Source organism: Psychrobacter sp. PG1, assembly GCF_014897815.1.
GTDB lineage: Bacteria > Pseudomonadota > Gammaproteobacteria > Pseudomonadales > Moraxellaceae > Psychrobacter.
The window spans coordinates 229463-248384 of record NZ_JABUZG010000084.1 but is presented as its reverse complement, the minus strand read 5'-3'; the positions used below and the strand labels follow the sequence as shown (position 1 = coordinate 248384).

General features: G+C 42.7%; 13 protein-coding genes. All 13 read left to right on the top strand.

What is annotated here, in order from left to right; translation table 11 throughout:
* Positions 1-3 precede the first annotated feature (3 nt).
* A complete protein-coding gene (tssC, locus tag INT03_RS14200) occupies positions 4-1494 on the top strand; it encodes a type VI secretion system contractile sheath large subunit (protein WP_045451930.1) in 1491 nt (496 codons plus the stop codon).
* A 52-nt stretch (positions 1495-1546) separates the two neighbouring features.
* Positions 1547-2050: an Hcp family type VI secretion system effector gene (locus tag INT03_RS14195; protein WP_025651832.1), complete on the top strand. Its 504-nt coding sequence runs from the start codon at positions 1547-1549 to the stop codon at positions 2048-2050.
* 100 nt (positions 2051-2150) lie between these two features.
* The gene (tssE, locus tag INT03_RS14190) at positions 2151-2642 is read left to right on the top strand and encodes a type VI secretion system baseplate subunit TssE (RefSeq protein ID WP_193009440.1); all 492 of its coding nucleotides are present in this window, start codon (positions 2151-2153) and stop codon (positions 2640-2642) included.
* A gap of 77 nt (positions 2643-2719) precedes the next feature.
* Positions 2720-4543 carry a type VI secretion system baseplate subunit TssF gene (gene tssF, locus INT03_RS14185; RefSeq protein ID WP_045448197.1) on the top strand — a complete coding sequence of 608 codons (1824 nt, stop codon included), beginning with the start codon at positions 2720-2722 and terminating at the stop codon, positions 4541-4543.
* Positions 4507-5547: a type VI secretion system baseplate subunit TssG gene (gene tssG, locus INT03_RS14180; protein ID WP_193009439.1), complete on the top strand. Its 1041-nt coding sequence runs from the start codon at positions 4507-4509 to the stop codon at positions 5545-5547. Before tssF ends, tssG begins: the two co-directional genes overlap by 37 nt.
* 221 nt (positions 5548-5768) lie before the next feature.
* Positions 5769-8714 (top strand): type VI secretion system ATPase TssH, encoded by a 2946-nt coding sequence (gene tssH, locus INT03_RS14175; RefSeq protein WP_193009438.1) that lies wholly within the window; start codon positions 5769-5771, stop codon positions 8712-8714.
* A complete protein-coding gene (gene tssA / locus INT03_RS14170; RefSeq protein WP_193009437.1) occupies positions 8714-9862 on the top strand; it encodes a type VI secretion system protein TssA in 1149 nt (382 codons plus the stop codon). Before tssH ends, tssA begins: the two co-directional genes overlap by 1 nt.
* 106 nt (positions 9863-9968) lie before the next feature.
* Entirely contained in the window at positions 9969-12701 is a 2733-nt protein-coding gene (locus INT03_RS14165; protein ID WP_193009436.1) for a type VI secretion system Vgr family protein, read from the top strand.
* 54 nt (positions 12702-12755) lie between these two features.
* Positions 12756-13676, top strand: a complete 921-nt coding sequence (locus INT03_RS14160) for a hypothetical protein (RefSeq protein WP_193009435.1) — start codon at positions 12756-12758, stop codon at positions 13674-13676.
* Between the two features lie 18 nt (positions 13677-13694).
* The gene (locus INT03_RS14155; protein ID WP_296292773.1) at positions 13695-16958 is read left to right on the top strand and encodes a T6SS effector BTH_I2691 family protein; all 3264 of its coding nucleotides are present in this window, start codon (positions 13695-13697) and stop codon (positions 16956-16958) included.
* Between the two features lie 79 nt (positions 16959-17037).
* Complete coding sequence (locus INT03_RS14150; RefSeq protein ID WP_193009433.1) at positions 17038-18192, top strand: DUF6708 domain-containing protein; 1155 nt, start codon at positions 17038-17040, stop codon at positions 18190-18192.
* Positions 18193-18251: 59 nt separating this feature from the next.
* The gene (locus tag INT03_RS14145; RefSeq protein WP_157908384.1) at positions 18252-18434 is read left to right on the top strand and encodes a hypothetical protein; all 183 of its coding nucleotides are present in this window, start codon (positions 18252-18254) and stop codon (positions 18432-18434) included.
* A 31-nt stretch (positions 18435-18465) separates the two neighbouring features.
* Positions 18466-18777, top strand: coding sequence for a transposase (locus INT03_RS14140; RefSeq protein ID WP_193009432.1), 312 nt, complete (start codon positions 18466-18468; stop codon positions 18775-18777).
* Positions 18778-18922 lie beyond the last annotated feature (145 nt).

Here is an 18922-nt window from a genome sequence, read left to right as displayed (position 1 = left end):
ACGATGAGTGCCCAAGCCCAGCAAAATCTAGCACCTGATGCGTTAAATAATGATAGTTACGACTTACTCGAAGAAATCGTCAATAAAAGTAACGTTGCCAAGTCTGATGACGAAAAAAATCGTGCCAAGTCGCAAATTGCAGAGCTTGCCAATGAAGTCATGCAAGGCACCGTAACGTTGTCAGATAATTTGGCTGCATCGATTGACGCGCGTATTGCCCAAATTGACGCATTGATCTCCAAGCAGCTGACCACCGTCATGCACGCGCCCGAGTTTCAAAAGCTAGAGTCCAGCTGGCGTGGCTTGCATTATTTATGTAGCCAGACTCCGTCGGAATCCATGCTAAAGATTCGTATGATGAATACTACGAAGCGCGAACTGACTAAAGATTTTCAATCGTCAATTGATTTTGATCAAAGCACGCTGTTTAAAAAAATATACGAAGAAGAGTTCGGTAGCTTCGGTGGTGAACCTTATGCCGCTATCGTTGGTGACTTTGAATTTACTCGCCAAAACTCAGACATGTATCTGCTTGAGCAATTGTCTCATGTTGCGGCCGCTTCTCATGCACCTTTTGTGTCGGCGGCTTCCGCTGAAATGTTTGGTCTCGACTCCTTTACCGACATTGGTCGCCCGCGAGATTTGTCAAAGATATTTGAAACCGCTGAATATATCCGCTGGCGCGCGTTCAGACAGTCAGAAGATGCGCGATATGTTGCGTTAACCGTGCCCAGCTTTTTAGGTCGTCTGCCTTACGATCCTAAAGATGGCACGGTGGTTGAAGGATTTAATTTTACGGAAGAAGTCTCTGGTAATAATCATGACGATTATCTATGGGTGAACGCAGCTTATGCCTTTGCTTCACGCTTGACGGCTGCTTTCTCTGACTATCGTTGGTGTGCTGCCATTCGCGGCGTTGAGGGTGGTGGCTTGGTTGAAGGGTTACCTGTTCATACCTTTAAGACGGATGAAGGGGATTTGGCACTTAAGTGTCCAACAGAAATCTCTATCACCGATCGCCGAGAAAAAGAGTTGAGCGACTTAGGATTTATCCCGTTAGTCCATTGCAAAAATACCAATTACGCTGCTTTTTTTGGCGCGCAATCCGTGCAAAAAGCCAAAACTTATCAAAACGATGATGCCAATGCCAATGCTGCGCTATCGACGCAGATCCAATACATTATGGCGGTGTCACGTATTGCCCATTACCTAAAAGCAATGATGCGCGATAAGGTAGGTAGCTTCTTAGCACCTGGTAATGTTGAGTCGTTTTTAAATGACTGGATTTCTCGTTATGTCTTGCTAGATGACGGCGCCTCACAAGAAGCAAAAGCCCAGTACCCACTGCGCGAAGCTTCTGTACAAGTTGTAGAAGTGCCGGGTAAGCCTGGTGTCTACAAGTCCGTGGTCTTTTTGAGACCACACTTTCAACTTGACGAATTGTCTGTTTCTTTGCGTCTGGTCACTCAACTGCCGCAATCTAGCAACAGCTAATCGTTTATTAAAAACTAACGTGAAATTTAAATTTTAAAAAAAGGTATGTGATATGAAAGATATTTATATTCAGTTCCGCGGTAAATATAAAATTGATGGCGAGTCTCGTGATAGCGAGCATAAAGGTTGGCTTGAAGTAAATACTTGGGATCACTTGATCCGTCAGCCAAAATCAGCGACAGCAAGTAGCGTTGGTGGCCATACTTCTGAGCGTTGTGAGCATGCTGACATGACGTTTATGAAAGATTTGGACTCAACCAGTCCTAAACTATGGGAAGCGTGTTCTGCTGGTTATACTTTTGATGAGATTCAAATTGATTTTTATCGTGCCAACGGTGACAAACGCGTTAAATATCTTGAAGTAAAACTTAAGCATGCGCTGATCGCAAGTGTCGAGCCAACGGTACGTTCTGAAGGCGTACCAATCGAAAAAGTCGGTATCAAATATGCTGCTGTTGAGTGGACTTACACCCAGCAAGATATCGATGGTACTGCTAAAGGCGCTGTGACTAAAAAATGGTCACTAGCCAACAACACTGCTACTTATACCGCCTAATTTAGGTTGTATCAGGTGTCATCTATTGTGTCGTACCGAAAAAGAAAGGTTTATATCTAGGCCTTTCTTTTTTGTTTGTTAAATAGGAATGATTATATCAATGAATTACGCCACTAACGCCTCTAACAAAGAAATTGGCTTTCGTCCAAATTTGTTCGAGCAGTTATTTGATGATCAGCCCCGTCATTTGTCGCATGAGCTCGTGGTTCGTCGTCTTAATATCGATGAGCTAAAGTCTTCGGTCGCACGAGACCTTGAAGCTTTATTAAATACGCGTTGTGTGGTGTCAAGTAAGCTTCAGGCCTATCAACACGTGCGCTCATCGATATTGAATTTTGGCATATTAGATTTTGTGGGACTCAGCAGTGCCAATCCTACTGACTGTGATTATATCTGTCGCCAAATAGCCCAAACAGTCGAGCAACAAGATACCCGGCTAAAAAACGTTCGCGTATCGCTAGATATTGGCGCTGTTGATGTCAATCAACTGTGTTTTTCTATTGAAGCATTATTAAAGGTTTATCCAGCACAAGAGCTGGTCAGCTTCGATGCGTTCTTTGAGCCAAGCTCTCAGCGTTACTTAATAAAATAATCATTATCCCATTAATGAAATAACTACTACTACCGCTCAATTTATACAGTTAGCAGCGATCAATATATTGAGGCGTCATGGACAGTTTACTTCCTTACTTTGAGCATGAGCTTAGCCTGTTTAATAAACAGTCAAAAGAATTTGCCAAAAAATATCCCAAAATAGCCAATCGGTTGTTGATGGGGCACGATACCGTCGATGATCCGCATATAGAGCGGTTGATACAGGCTTTTTCGCTCATCAGTGCGCGCATCAATAAAAAATTGGACGATTCATACGCTGATTTTACCGAATCTCTATTAGAAGTCGTTTATCCCGATTATCTCAAACCTTTTCCATCGGTCTCTATTGCACAGTTTAATCTAGGCGTACAGGGCAATGCGATGAGCGAGGCAGTCTTAGTCCCTAAAAACAGCCCTTTCGCCAGCCAAAAAATAAATGGCACGCCTTGCCAGTTTCAGTCAACCCAAGATGTGACCTTGCTGCCGCTACAGATAGATAGCGTCGACTTTGAAACTCGTCAAGAGGTGTATGACAATCAGCATGGACTGCTGAATGGCTGTATCAGTATCAAATTTAAGGGGCTTAATTCAAGCTTTGACTATCAAGCCTTATTAAACCACTCGTTAGATTTGTATATAGACGAGGACGCCAGTCAGGGTACTAGTCTATGGGATTTACTAGGGTGTGATGTCAAGCAAACGCATCTGCATGGTAGGCAGGTCAATAAGATTACGGGTAGTCCGTTTGAGATTATAGGCTTCGATCCTGAGCAGCAAATTCTTCCGAGTCATCGAGTGAGTAATGCTGCCTCTGCCTTATTAAAGGAATACTTCTATTTCCCTGAAAAATTCAATTTCTTGCGCCTTAATCTTGGTAAGGTTTGTCCAAATTTAAAGATCGATAGCAATGGCTTTGAGATTCGCTGTTACTTTAGATTTGATAAAAAAAATACCATCCGCCTAAAAAACTTGCAGCAGCTCAGTGCCAGCAGTATCAAGCTGTTTTGTACGCCCGTTGTCAATTTATTCAAGGCGGCTGCCAAGCCTATTCAAGTGACCCATCGTTCGATCTATTACGATTTAGTGCCCGATACTCGTGCGCTGTTTCAACATGAAATCTATGAGGTTAATAAAGTCATAGAGTCCAAGCAAAGTGACAATCGTTTGATACAACGTGAATATCATCCATTTTATGCGCTCAATCATTATGAGCAGCAAGATGATGGTCGTTATTACCATATCAAACGTGATAAGGATATGGCTGAGTTCAAACAGGGTTTTGAATATCAGATTATGTTTGTAGAAAAAAATCGCGAAGATTTATCAGGTGCGGTGAGCATGAGTGCGTCTTTATTGTGTACCAATAGAGATTTGCCGGCTCAAGTGGTATTCGGTCAAAGCCGTGGCGATTTGTTTAGCGAAGGGATGACTGGCTTTAGCAGCTTATCGTTGCTAAAGCAGCCGACCAGAACGGCACGCTTCGACTATACCGGTGAGGAACGTTGGCGCTTGATATCGCTGATTAGTCTGAATTTTTTATCGCTTGCCGCCCAAGATGCGGAGCTGATGAAAGAGTATTTATCGCTATACGACATTACCCAGTCTGCTTCTAACAAACTGTTGGTCGAAGGTATTGTGTCTGTCGAAACCAGTATCGAAGCTCGACGTATTCAGCGCTTGCCACAGCCTGGTTTTGTGCGCGGTACACTGATCAATATTCAAATCAACCAAAAGAATTTTGCTGGAGTGAGTATCCGCCAGTTTGCCCATTTATTGGCGCATGTGTTTGGCTATCACGCTAGCTTAAATAGCTTCGTCGAGTTGGCCATCAGTGATGCCGTAACCAAAGAGGAGATATACAGATGTCAGCCACGCAGCGGTCTCAGTCCTCTTATTTAACGGCTTTAATGGCGGCGCCGCAATCTTATGAGTTATTACAAGCACTACGTTTGGTTCGGCATGAAGTCAGTATGGGGTATGCACCTATTGAGGTACGTTACCGTGCCTCGTTGTCATTGGCCTATCCGCAAGCTGAAATTGAGTCGATGGCGCTCATTGCTCAGGATAATATGGAAGACAGTGGCAGCTCATTAAAGGATGGTCAAGTAAAGGCTAGTTCATTAAAAATCAGACGGATAGAGGTTTGCCCCGCAATTATTGGATTAACTGGCCCGTTGTCAGCCTTGCCAGCGATGTATACCGACCATCTAGCCTCGCGAGTCAATCATGCAAAAGATAAAGCGGCACCAGCATTTTTAGATTTATTTAACCATCGATTGACGGATTTGTACGTGCAAGCGAGTTGGTTTTATAACTTGCCATTACAGTATGAGATAAATAATAAAAAAGACAACTATCTACTGAGCTTGCGGGCATTGGCGCGTCAGCCGAAGAAGCTAACCGCCATCGATAGCTTGATTGCTTATGCTGGCATGATCGCCCCAGGACGCCTGACAGCCGATCAGTTGTCACATGTACTGTCGCATTTTTTAGATAGCACCGTCAGTGTCGAGCAATTCGTACCGGAGTGGTTTGATCTACCAGCCAGTGAACAGACAGCACTTGGTGGTCAGCATGCTGCCCTTGGGTTGTCCGCATTTTGCGGTGCGCGCGTCGTACAGTTTGATAGCAAGATTAGAATTGTGTTTCATCAGTTGGATGCCAAACGCTATTTAAGACTGTTACCAGCAGGGGATATGTATCAAGTCATTATTGATTTTATCCGTAAATGGTGCGGTGTTTGCTTGGCGGTCGAGATGCAACTCGAGTTAGACAAGCAATACATCACCCCGTTGTCATTATCAGAGAGCAGTTTTGGTGGTTTGGGTCAGGGTGGGTTTTTGATATCGCAGCCTGCGACGCAGCATCATGATGACACTCGCTATGCGCTGCCGATTCAGTAAGTATTTCATGGTTAATAGACAGATTTTACCTATTATGAAGAGCCATGCATCAATTTTATATTGCTGTTTAATAAAAATAATTTTATACCATTCACAGAAATTAGAGTGGCAAGGAAAACGAGTGAAAGTACTACGTCTTGTAGGCTAAGCGAGTTTGACACAGCTAATCTTACTTTTTGGGTTTGGTATTAAGTCTAATAAGAATGTTAAAGGAAAAGATTATGAGCCAGTTAAAAGCTGTGATTACCCGCTTAAGCCCAAGCTGTCGACAGTGTTTGCAGCAGGCAGCTAGGCTTTGTATTAATAATGGGCATCGTGAAGTCGATACTGTCCATCTATTGCATGAACTGATTGCCACGCCGCACAATGATGTGGCTCAAATACTTAAATTTAATAAGATTCATCAGCAGTCATTACTAGCAGATATAACTGATTTGCTAAACACCTTTGGTCAGGCAACAGGCTCAACGCCAGTATTTAGTCAAGGTTTGATGGCGTTACTAGAAGATGCGTGGGAGCTAGCCAGTAGCCAATATAATCAAAGTGCTGATAAAAATAGCCCGCTAGAAATTCGCTCTGGTCATATATTGCTCGTGCTATTGGCGTATGAGCGTTATCAGTCGCTACTCAAAACTCTTCCTGAGCCACTACAGTATATCGACCGCTTTACCCTAAAAGATGATTATGAGCGTCAATGTCTCGGTAGTACTGAGGGCAGTGGATCAAGCAGTAATAAAATTACCAATAGTAAAGGCGTCAATAAGGGTGCTGATGATGGTGCGAATAGTGCAGACAATGATGCTAACAATCAAGAATCTTTAGACACTAAGAAAACTGAAGCTAAGCCAACCCCTGCGTTGGATAAATATACTTATGACTTGACTGCTAAAGCCAGTTCAGAGCAAATAGACCCTGTCATTGGCCGTGAGTTTGAAATTCATCAGTTGATCGATATTTTGATTCGTCGCCGCCAAAATAACCCTATTTTGACGGGTGAGGCAGGGGTAGGTAAAACAGCAGTGGTAGAAGGATTGGCGCAAAAGATAGTCGCCGGTCAAGTGCCTGATCAGCTCAAAGATGTGACGATACGTAGTCTTGACATGGGCTTGCTGCAAGCAGGGGCAAGCGTCAAAGGGGAGTTTGAGAACCGTCTCAAGCAAGTCATTGAAGAAGTACAAGCCTCGCTACAGCCTATTATATTATTCATTGATGAAGCGCATACTTTGATTGGTGCTGGTGGGCAAGCGGGTCAAAATGACGCGGCGAACTTACTGAAGCCTGCGCTGGCTCGTGGTGAGCTCAGAACCATTGCGGCGACGACATGGTCAGAATATAAAAAGTACTTCGAAAAAGACGCAGCATTGTCACGTCGCTTCCAAGTCGTCAAAGTCGATGAGCCTGATATAGAGACAGCAGTAGCGATGATTCGTGGTCTAAGTGCCAAGATGCAGAATCATTTTGGTATATTAATCGATGACGATGCGCTACAAGCGGCGGTTGAGTTATCCGCACGTTATATCAGCGATAGGCAGCTGCCTGATAAAGCGGTCAGTGTATTAGACACGGCGGCGGCACGGGTGAGCTTATCCAAGACCGCCATACCCAATCAACTTGACAGATTAAACGCCAAAGGGGTGCAGTTAGAGCAGCATATCAATAATCTCAGTCAGCAGCTCGAGCGTATCGGCGGTGTGGACGAAAAAGAAAAAGTCAGCCAAAAAATTGCCGTATTAGATGAGCAGCGCCAAACCAATCAGCAAAGCATTGCTGATATGACCAGTCGTTGGCACGAACAGCGCGAGCTTAATGATCAGCTTGATTCCTTGAATCAGCAGTTGAATGACAAGACAGATGGTTCTGATGCGCTTAGTGCAAAAGAGCGCTTAGACAAACAAGCTGAATATCAAAGTATCGAGCAATCGTTAAAACAAGTACAAGAGACGCAGCGCCTTATTCATCCCGTATTGGATCGTCAGGTCATCAAGCAGATCATCTCAGATTGGACTGGAATACCGCTGAATGATATGGCAGGTAATGAAAAAGACCATATCTTGGGTTTGGCTGATACCTTGCAAGCCCGGGTCATCGGCCAAGATCATTCGGTGGCCGCTATCGTCAAGCGGATTCATACCGCAAAAGCCCGCTTAGATGATCCCAATCGTCCGCAAGGTGTGTTTATGCTCGTCGGGCCAAGTGGTGTAGGCAAGACCGAAACCGCGCTGGCGCTATCAGAGGTGCTGTACGGCGGTGAGCGTAACCTTATTACGATTAACCTGTCAGAGTATCAAGAAGCCCATAGCGTTGCTTCGTTAAAAGGCTCGCCTCCAGGTTATGTTGGCTATGGTGAAGGTGGTGTATTAACCGAAGCGATTCGCCGTCGTCCTTATAGCGTACTCTTACTTGATGAAGTAGAAAAAGCCCATCCAGACGTATTGGATTTGTTTTATCAGGTCTTTGATAAAGGGGTGATGGAAGACAGCGAAGGGCGTTTAATTGATTTCAAAAACACGCTTATTTTATTGACAAGTAATGTTGGTTCGTCTGCGATTATGCAGGCATGTATCAATACAGATCCGAGTGTTACTGACTTTAGCCTGCCAGACAGTGATAGCCTAAAACAAGTCATTAATCCGCATTTGTATAAAGCCTTTAAGCCCGCGTTTTTGGGTCGTTTAACGGTCATTCCTTATTATCCATTAACGGATGATGCGCTCGCAGAAATTATTCGCCTTAAGCTGGACAAAATCACTGGCCGTATTCATAACAATTATGATGTGCCTTGTGTCATTGATGATGAGGTGATTGAGCTGATTTTATCGCGTTGTCATGAGGTCGATTCTGGTGCACGTAACGCCGATGCGATTATCAGTCATACCTTGCTGCCGCAGATGGCGGGTCAGCTACTGGCTCATGATGACAGTCAAAGTGTGTTAAAGAAAATTACCGTATTCGTCGATGCGGACGATAATTTTGCCTACCGTCTGGATACTGATGCCGTTGTGGCGCTCAATCAAATGGCGCAACACAGCGAAGATGAAACTGAATATCAAGTTGAGGATCAAGTTAAAGAACCACCAAGAAAACCCCTTTCAGCTAAAAAGCCGACAGTGAAAAAAGTCGCCAGCAAAAAACCTACTAAAAAGGCTATTAAAGAGGAGTCATTATAATGAGTAACGATAACTCTTTAGTAAATAATATTGACACTCTTATTGCGCCGATTGAAGGCAGTCGTCATGGGGTCGGTGAAGACTTAATATTCGATCCACGTATTAATGCCATCGTTGCTGCTCGTCAAGAAGATGACCCATTACTGGCACAAGGCAATTGGGTCACTGAACTAAAAGTGGCTGACTGGGATTTTGTCAAAAACCAATGTGCCGATTTGCTCAGCCATACTAGTAAAGATATGAAGCTGGCACTTTGGTATGTCGATGCGTTGAGTCACACCGACCATTTAGCAGGTATTAGTCAGGGGTTAAGTCTGCTACAGACACTCAATGACGAGTATTGGCTCACTATGTATCCGCCGCTAGATGGTGAAGAAGACAGTATGGACATCAGAGCAGGGCTGTTGTCATGGTTCGTCAAAGCGCTATCCGATGATATTAAGCAGCTATCACTTTCTGATACAAAGACAGAAAAATATAACTACAATTACTATCTAACCGCGCGTGATCATGATAAGCAGCGTCAGCAAAATCCCGATAGCGAAACGTCCAATCAATTAACGCTAAGTGACTATAACCACGCCATCAAGACCAGTAGTGAGACTTGGCAACAAGCACTGATGAGTAATCTTAAAAAAGTTACTGAGCAGTGGCAGGCGCTGACTGATCAGTTAAATGATTTGATGGGCATGGATGCGCCAGTCTTCGCACCAGTCACGGATTTATTGGTTGCCCTGACCCAACATTTGCGACCGTTGATACCAGAATATTCTGATACTAGTAGTGTTTCTGCTCAAGAAAGCGTAGCCGATACTATGGACAGTATTGGTGAAAGTGCAATGTCTGATAGTAGTGGACAAGCTGCTAGCACAAAAAATATTAGCTCAACCAGTTTTAATCCTAGTAACCGAGATCATCAAAGCAATCGTCAGCAAGCGCTTAAACTATTAGGTCAAATTCAAGATTATTTTTCGACCAATGAGCCGCACAGCCCGGTGACGTTTTTACTCGGTCGGGCGATTGATTGGGCGGATATGCCGCTCGACCAATGGCTCACTCATATCATCAAAAACGAAGATCAGTTAGCGATACTCTCTGACATGATTGGAATCAAACCCAAACGTGATTCATCTGACGATGGCTATTAATTGAATCAACGACAAATGAATACTTAGTTAACGGGCAATCTGTGCACAAATTATAATCTTGCAATATTAAACTTTCCACCTTTGGACTGATAAAAAAGGGCTTACCATGGTATGGACTCAAACAAAGCGGCATGTGCAACTGAGTAGTGCCCATCTTGATATTGCTACCAGTCTCATTCAACAGGCTGACTTGATTGAAAGCTTACTTGGCATGCCTTTGCCCGACAGCGTTTGGAGTAAGCCCGCGCTTATGCCAGTGCCTACTTCCTACCCAAGCCCTTATCATCAAGATCAACGACAGCAGTCTTATCAGCAGCGCCAGCTCGCCCTCTATTGCGGCTACCGTATTAGCATTACTCTACTGCATCCACGGGCAGGACTGGATATAAAGCAATGGCTAGGGCAAAGTCTCTCGATACATTGGCATACGGGCGACACGCTACTGCCAAGCCAAACCCGTCACGGTATCATCACCGAAGTCGTTGCTCTCGGTAGTAACAGTGGTATGGCCGCCTACCGCATCATCTGTGAACCTAACTTAGGTCAATTACGCCTGAACAGTCATAATCGCCGTCATCATCATCTCAGTCTCAGTGAGCTAATTACCGATATTATCAGTCCATACGATATGAACGTTGAGATTGACGAGCGCCTCAGTGATGACAGCAACTATCATATTCAGCACAGCGTCCAATACAACCAAACCGATCTTGCTTATCTAACCCAATACCTTGCTCCCTATGGCATCACAGGCTATTACCGTCACGACATCGACAAGCACACTCTAATCTTACTACCTAGTGATGGAGAAGAATTGCGTCCTGATGTCAATGATATCCAAAGCATCCTCAGTCAAAACCCTGCCAACCTTGCTGATAGACAAGACCGCATCACTGCCATTCGTCCCCGTATTGCGCAGCATACTCAGCAAAGCGACTTACATCGTTATGACAGTCGCTTGATGAGTATCTATACTGGCAGTAGCAGTAGCGAGCAACCTATCGACTCATCAAACAGCACGCATCAGCGCTTTATGCACAGTCATAGCCGTTTTGATGATGACAGTCTCGATAAGCTCGCCACCCGCTACCAGCAGAACCAGCAGCAGCGTGCCAATCTAGGCAGCCTCACTGGTAATATCCGTCATCTGAGTTTGCCAAGTAGCCACTATATCGATGGCAACCCTTATTTAACCGATCCCATCAGTTTAGTGTCTATTCATCAGCACATTAATAATCATATTCCTACGGATTGGTTGGGGGCAGCACCCTTTGATCCTATTACCTTGCAGTCCAATACGAACCATGATAATGATGACGACAATGATAATAACGTCCATCATATCAGCGCCTGCTACCTGCCATTTCCGCACCATCACCATATTCCCTATGGGGAACAGCTGGACAAACTTGGACAACCGCATCCGAGCCTGACAGGTCTGATGAGTGCCAGTATTATTGATACAGACAGCAGCGCCATTACTCATGACCGTAACCATCGTGCCCATATTAGATATCACTGGCAGCAAGAAGAAGATGGGCAGGATAACAATAGTGACAGCGCGCATTGGATACCCATCGCCAGTCACCTCGTCGCTGACCACATGGGACAGACCCATCCTTTGCGTCATGGACAGCACGTCCTTATCGACTTCATCGGTGGCGACATTACTCATCCTATCATCATCGGTAGCACCCATAACGGCCAGGGTAATTCTGATGCTCAGCACAATAGTCTGACTAGCGATTCTGACCACATAGACGCCACTAGCCCCGCATGGTTTATCAATCAAAGCCATGCTCATCCTATAGACGGTATCAAAACTCAAAGCATCGATAGCAGTCGCAGCGGAGAGGCGACCAAAGACAGCCTCATTAATGGCTACAATCAGCTAATGTTTGATGCCCATCCTGACAGTCCGCAAATTAATGTCTATAGCAGCAGCTTCCAGTCTAGCCTGACCATTGGACATCTGTATCAGCAAACCGACCATACACGTGGTAAAGCTAGAGGACGCGGTATTAGCATCGAAACCCAAGCAGCTAGTACTATACAAGGCAGCAGCGGTATTCATATTAGCAGTCACAATATGAATAATGCATCGAATAGCCACATGGGTCATGACAGTCATAGCAAACTGCAAACTGCTGACCAGCACCAAAAAGCTTACGCTCAGCTAGCTGACATCCATCAGCCCGTGGGATTAGAAAGCAGCAGCAATAACAAGCAAAGCAGTAGTAAAGAAGATGCGCAAACACCTTTTGCCCAATTTAGCGAAGATACCAATGACTCAAGTTTAAGCGAGTCAGGACAATGGCAACAACCTAATCTACTGATCGACTCTCAGCGTCATCTCGCGATGCTAAGCGGACAACACAGTCAGCATACCAGCACCAAGAATACACATAGCCACGCGACAGACAATACTCATCATCACAGCCAGACGCAAATGAATCAGCTGGTGGCAGGAGACATTCACTACTATTCAAACAAAGCCCAAACCCATACCGCCGCTCATGGTGATGTGACTATACAAGCGCACCAAGCGCAAATGCGACTTGATAGTGAGCAAGTCCTACGTATTCATAGTCGAGACAGTATTGAGATTATCGCGCCTGATACGCTAACCCTAAAAGCGGCGGGCAGTGGCATCGAGATATCGGGTGGTAATGTGACGTTTATCACACCAAGTCAGGTGGGCTATAAGGCCAGTAAAGTGGATTGGGGTAGTGGGGGTGGAGCAGCTAACAACCTAATGATGAAACAGATGCAGTTTGAAGCTTGTGAGAAACTGTCAGAGCAAGCTGAGGACAATCATGCTGCTAGTACCGACTTATGATAAAAATGACTTTTACTCAAATCTCACACACAGATATAAAAGCATGACAGCATAATGAATATCCAACCAGAAAAACCATTGAGCGTAAGCTTACAGACGCAAACGCTTGACGCTAGGGTGCTCAGTACCTTTGATGTCATGATTGTTCATTATAGCCAGACAGAGCTGATCGGCGAGATTAATTCTACTTTCCCCGATGCTATACATTCATTACAGCAAGAGTTGCTTAGCTACCACATGATCGATAGTCCAGTCATAGTCACGCTAAGCCCAGATATCAGTAATATCCTAGAGGTGCATTTGCAGGAGTGTGAACTATTATCACGTAATCATGGGCTACTAACACTGATTGACTACACCCCAGCTGAGATAAGAGCGAACAAAACTAGAATTAGTGCTCAGGAGTATTTGCCAAATGAGCCTGAATGGCAACAATCGCCAGCTACTACTAATGATTTAAACCTATTCAAACTTGATACTAAGCAAGTCGCCCATACACTTAGTCTTAATCAAATCATCTACAAAGGTGGCAAGAAAAAACATCTACGCTATTTAGACGCGCAAGTACTGATTCACTTGTTACCGTTAAACCAACATAACTATATTGCCAATCGCTATGGCTATCCTAAGCGGCTTTGGCTCTCATTAAGTGATAACTGGCACAGCGTAGATAATATTCATCACTATATCCCTGACCATACGAATTATATCCAACATCAGTCAAGCTATTGTCCACTCACTCAGAACCAGTTAGATGACATTGGTATGCTCAATCGCTTCTTTGTGAAAAAGGGTGTTGGTGGTTGTGATTTGATATTGAATCAATATGAGACATTAATTAGTTGGTTAGACAAAGCAAATACTCAACTGACCGCCGCCACGCATCTTACCAACCCTGTAGATCGTATGACGATGATGAACCGATGGCTGTATGAGTGCTATGAGCAGTCAGGTCTAGTAGAAATAGATAATTAAAAGATAAGGAGTAAGGTCATGGCAGAGAGATGTGAGCAGTGTTTGGCTGATGGAATTGCGATATTGCCTCAACGATGGGGAGTAGAAGCCAACAATTTATTTAAGGAAGGTAGCTCTATCAATAGAGCGCGAAGACTACTAAGAGAAGGCTACATTTATATTCTTGATAACACTGGGGGATGGTATGGCTATGTTGTTACACAAAATCGTTATTTAAAGCAATTCGATGTGCAGAATACATTTAAAACCCCTGATTTACCAATTTCTGATTATACTTGTCATAGAGGTGATAACTGTTCAGCATTAAACAGCTTTATCCGTATTCCTAATCCAAATAATGATATAGAGACCCTATGGCTTGCTTATAGCCCTGTTAAATGGACAAAAGTAGTTATCGAAAGACATCAGAATAATGCCAATGGTGCTAAAACTAATAATATGATCAAAGTGTTACTAGCTGATGCTATCTTAGACAGTGAGGCGGGAAGTAGTGGGCATTGGGGATACGATACTAACCCTGCTTCCCCAAGTCAAGATGGGATATTTTCGTCAGAATACTATAGTGATCAAATCAATATTTTCACTAAAGATAACTATCAGCCATATAGAGGCTTAGAGCGAGAAGCACTGCGCAAAATATTTGCTGATCATGAAGAAAAAGATATTGAAGTAAATAAAATGGCGAATCGTGTTATAGAAGTTATCTTTGATGATCGTATAGGCGAATTGATTGATTTAAATGAGTTTTTAATTCAGCATGAAGAAGGTTTAGAAAAAAAATACTCTACAGATATAAAGCATAAATTGGATGTTGCTAATATTATCAATGGGTTAGAATATTCAATAAAATCTAGCGTTAAAGAAAGTTTCTTGTTAAATGACAATGAAAAAAGAATTAGCGGTTTACGTGAGAAAAAATTAGTATATTTTAGCCCAAGGGATAATTTTAGTAAATATGACTACAAATATGATAAAGATTTAGAACTTACTGCTAGTCTAACGTTGACAGCTGGCGAACGAAGTCAAATAATGATTGAAGCGGAAAAGCAGGCAAATAAAGTTTGGACAAAAGAGTATGAGAAGCTTTACAGAAAGCAACAAATGAATGAATTTTTAAATAGTGTGACTGTTAAAGAAATAGAGAAAAATTTTAAGGAAGTAGCAACATATATTCTTAGAGCTCATAATGAGCTCATTAAAAACGACAGTACTTTAAAAGATCAGATGCAGTATAACTTTGATACCAGTGATGTGGTTAGCGGTATGTCATATACCGAGACAGTTTTAGAATGCATAGGGGTTACGGTAAATGATTCTGAATCTATTAAACTATACGCTGATTTAATGACTAAAGACATTAATGATCAGCAAAGCTACCTACTCCGCGCTCTAGTTTTTAATTATCAAAATTGTATCGATGCAGTTACTACAGAAGGTAATAAGAATCTTAATTGGGAAAACTTAGATTTTGGCGCTTCTGGTATTGCGATGAGCAACGTACTCGAAGCGTCATGGTCCTCATTATTAGGAACCCGTGCTGGCAAACACACTGATGATATCTTAAAAAAATCAAAGATTATTCAACAATCTGTTGAACAATTAAGTGCGCCATTATTGAAAGTAATTAGTCAAGAAGCAAGTAGCATTACTATATCTCAAACTATGTATGCAATAGGGTTGCATTTTGATGCTCCGATCATGCAACTGAGATTTGCAGGGACTAAAAAACAAGCTATTGCAGGACTGACAGATGTACTACTCACGCAAACGAGTGTAAACTCAAAAACGAGCGCGCAAAAGTATGCTCGTCTAATGATGCACCAATTAAAAGTTTTAGATGGTGTAGATTTAAACGCTAATATAACTGGCACAACATTAGTGCTAGATACAAAAGAAGCAAATTCAGTCTTCAAAACTATAAGCAACAATCGTACACCTACACGAGCAGCGGCAATTGACCGTTTGCAAGCGCTAGAAACATCAGCTAAAAGTGGTCATATAGGCGCTTTGTCAGATCTCAAAACAGCTCAAGCACGTTTAAGGCGCTATCAGAATGCTGTCGATATTGCCTCAAATGAGTTCGTTAAGATAATAGAACCGCGAATAGCAGCAGATAGCATATCGAACAAACTAGCTACGGGTGGTACATTGGTGCAGGCTATAGCCTGTATGAGCTTGGCTGCTGGTATTTATAGTAGTTCTACAGAGCAAGGACTACAAAAAGCAATGGTATCTGAGAGCGGTGCAAAGCTTATTGCTGGTATCGGTTTTTTATATGGCGGAATATTAGATCAACGCGTTGCTATACAAGGTATAAAAGTTAAAAATCCAGCACTTTCAGCGGCCACAAAAGAGTCTCTTACTCAATCTATTAGTAAAAACGCTTGGTGGGCAAAAAGACTTAATATAGGCGCTGCTGTTATATTCTCTGGCTTTGATTTTTACCATGCCTATGATGAAGCTGCAAATAAAGGCAATGCAATAATGTCAGGACTATATTTTGTGTCTGGAGTTTCAGGTATTGGTGCAGTAGTAGCAGTCGGTTTAAAAGGCGGTGTAATACTATTCGGTGCTAGTATCAGCTGGACAGGTATAGGCGTGGTATTATTTGTTATTGCTATTGGTGTTGGATTTTTAATCGCTAGATTCACTTTGTCACCGCTTCAAGAATGGATACAGAACAGTATTTGGGGCAGCGATAGCCTACGGTTATCTCATGCAGCAGATATAGCAGCGTATAAAGCAGCCATTGAAAGTATAGCAGCAACATCCGATGATAATGATCAATCAACCAGCAGTGGCTCAGATACTAGCAATAGCTCTGTGAATTCAACAAACAATCAAAAAGCTACATCTAACTCTAGTACTGATATACCTGATTATCAATATTTTGAAGCTGACAAGCCACTTGACTATAAAGATATTGAGTATGAACCTGTTGAGTATAGTCCTGAAGTAAAGCAAGAGCTTGATATGGCGAGACAACGACTTGATAGAGACAATGCCAATGCCGAACCTTTAGATATGAACGATTTTTATAAGCCTACTATAGATTATGACCCAGTAGACTTTGATGATTATGATTACCAAATCACAGGTACTTCACCAATACAACAATCTAAAGAAGCATTTAGCATAGATTTCAAAAAAGGTGACCGAACTGAACTTGTCATGAAACAAAACAAATCCCTGCCAATTAATGATCAAAAAGCAGAAGAAAAAGCTCGAAGACTAAAAAAATTACGACGTCAATTAGACGCGTTAGAAAAAAATAAAAACTAATAGTTATTTTAGTTTTCATCATGCTTTGATTATAACCTTTATAAATGTAACTACATGATTGATAAGTTGAGACTATATTATGTTTATTGATCTAACAGGTCGCTCGAAAAATAAAACTTATAATACTATAGGCCAACCCTATAAAGAAGAGTATAAGGTATATCCATTATATCAAGATAAGCGCTATGGACTACCACTGCGACCACAGCGAACAGTAGTGCAGTTTAACAGTACTTATATGGAGCTAGTTGATCGATGGGAGTCTGAACGTGGTGAAATAACACACATCCAAGGTGCTGCATTTTTATTAGGAACTTTTGGGTGTGCCGTAGGACTTTCCATTACTTATTTAGTATACTCAGATGATGGATTAAGTATTGCTTTTTTAGGCATCCTTATTACTACAGTAATCTGTTTTGGAATACTCTGGTTTGTTATTCGACTTCTCAGCCGCGAGCTATTTACCTATACCTATTTTCCTGTTCGCTTTAATCGCAAAAACGGTAAAGTCTATGTTATTGGTGCGAATAAACAAGTGGAAACCTACGACTGGAATAAACTAAAAATTCATATGCAGAATGATATCAACACTCCTTGGGATATTCGCTGCTGTGATGTAGATGACAGCGGCATTATTCAGCGCACCTTTAGTCTACCTTTTATACATACCAGCCCAAACGAGTTTTTAAAACATCATTTTGATTTTGTAAACGCCTATATGAACAGCAAGACCAATAAAGACATCAAGCATGTAGCGGATAGTATCAGACATGTCTTTCCTATTCATAAGCGTAAAGAAACTGTTAAAGAGAGCATTGAGCGTAGTCGCTTTGAATTTTATAACAGATGGGAGGATATGGAGTATCCTGAAACTAGTCTCGATATTGATCTGCATTACATAGCTGCAACACCTTTTTGGTTATTAAAACTACTGGGACGTCGCCTAGCCGTATTAACATCAACCACCCCGCACTTTCCTTTTGAGATAGAAGCCGAGTGTGACATAGACCCCAAGGACAAGTTTGACTTAAATAAAAACCCGCCCAATCCGCCAAGGCGAGAGTACAGCTTACTAGAAAAAGCGGGTATTGGCGTGCTACTTATCGTTGGTTCTATCATTGGCTTGTCTGTCTTTGCCTTGTTTATCGATATCATGGGCGCAGCAAGACCGCATGGTGATTATCCGAGCTTCTTTAAGATGCTGTGGGATTGGCTATTGTTTCGGTGGATTTAATTACATTAGCCTTTGCCATTCAATAGCAACTTTGACTCAAATAGGTAGAAACAGCATAAATGTTTATTGATCTAACGGGACGTTCAAAGAACAAAACCTATAACACTATAGGTCAGCCTTATAAAAAAGAGTATGAAGCCTACCGCTTATATCAGCAACAGAATTACGGATTACCACTACGTCCACAGCGTACGGTAGTACAGTTCAACTGTAGTGGCATAATAAAATTGGACAGCTGCTAAGAGGTTATACTAACCTAAAGAGGAAAACAGTATGACCAACAAGCGCAATCAATATACCCGAGAATTCAAATTAGAAGCCATCAGCTTAGTCGTTGAACACAAACGTAAAATACCCGATGTGGCAAGCTCACTGGGCGTTGGCAAATCCACCTTGCAGAAATGGCTGACTCAGTACCGTCAAGAAATAAATGGCGAAGCACCTAAAGTCGGCAACGCCTTAACAGATGAGCAGCGAGAGCTCCAAGAACTGCGTAAACAGGTTAAACGGCTGACTATGGAGCGCGATATACTAAAAAAGGCTTCTGCTCTGCTGGCCTTGGACAGCCTGAACGGCTATCGTTAATCAGTCAGCTTGCAGAGCAAGACAGACGGATAAGTAAAAGCCTTCTGTGCAAGCTGTTTGGCGTGATGAAGAGCAGTTACTACTATGGACTAAAGCCGCCGCCCATCTGCTTGGAAATCGTCAAGTACAAGGCACTAATTCGTCA

Excerpts from the sequence above, each read along its gene's own strand:
- tssC (WP_045451930.1), top strand. The coding sequence starts at position 4 with ATGAGTGCCCAAGCCCAGCAAAATCTAGCACCTGATGCGTTAAATAAT.
- INT03_RS14195 (WP_025651832.1), top strand. The coding sequence starts at position 1,547 with ATGAAAGATATTTATATTCAGTTCCGCGGTAAATATAAAATTGATGGC.
- tssE (WP_193009440.1), top strand. The coding sequence starts at position 2,151 with ATGAATTACGCCACTAACGCCTCTAACAAAGAAATTGGCTTTCGTCCA.
- tssF (WP_045448197.1), top strand. The coding sequence starts at position 2,720 with ATGGACAGTTTACTTCCTTACTTTGAGCATGAGCTTAGCCTGTTTAAT.
- tssG (WP_193009439.1), top strand. The coding sequence starts at position 4,507 with ATGTCAGCCACGCAGCGGTCTCAGTCCTCTTATTTAACGGCTTTAATG.
- tssH (WP_193009438.1), top strand. The coding sequence starts at position 5,769 with ATGAGCCAGTTAAAAGCTGTGATTACCCGCTTAAGCCCAAGCTGTCGA.
- tssA (WP_193009437.1), top strand. The coding sequence starts at position 8,714 with ATGAGTAACGATAACTCTTTAGTAAATAATATTGACACTCTTATTGCG.
- INT03_RS14165 (WP_193009436.1), top strand. The coding sequence starts at position 9,969 with ATGGTATGGACTCAAACAAAGCGGCATGTGCAACTGAGTAGTGCCCAT.
- INT03_RS14160 (WP_193009435.1), top strand. The coding sequence starts at position 12,756 with ATGAATATCCAACCAGAAAAACCATTGAGCGTAAGCTTACAGACGCAA.
- INT03_RS14155 (WP_296292773.1), top strand. The coding sequence starts at position 13,695 with ATGGCAGAGAGATGTGAGCAGTGTTTGGCTGATGGAATTGCGATATTG.
- INT03_RS14150 (WP_193009433.1), top strand. The coding sequence starts at position 17,038 with ATGTTTATTGATCTAACAGGTCGCTCGAAAAATAAAACTTATAATACT.
- INT03_RS14145 (WP_157908384.1), top strand. The coding sequence starts at position 18,252 with ATGTTTATTGATCTAACGGGACGTTCAAAGAACAAAACCTATAACACT.
- INT03_RS14140 (WP_193009432.1), top strand. The coding sequence starts at position 18,466 with ATGACCAACAAGCGCAATCAATATACCCGAGAATTCAAATTAGAAGCC.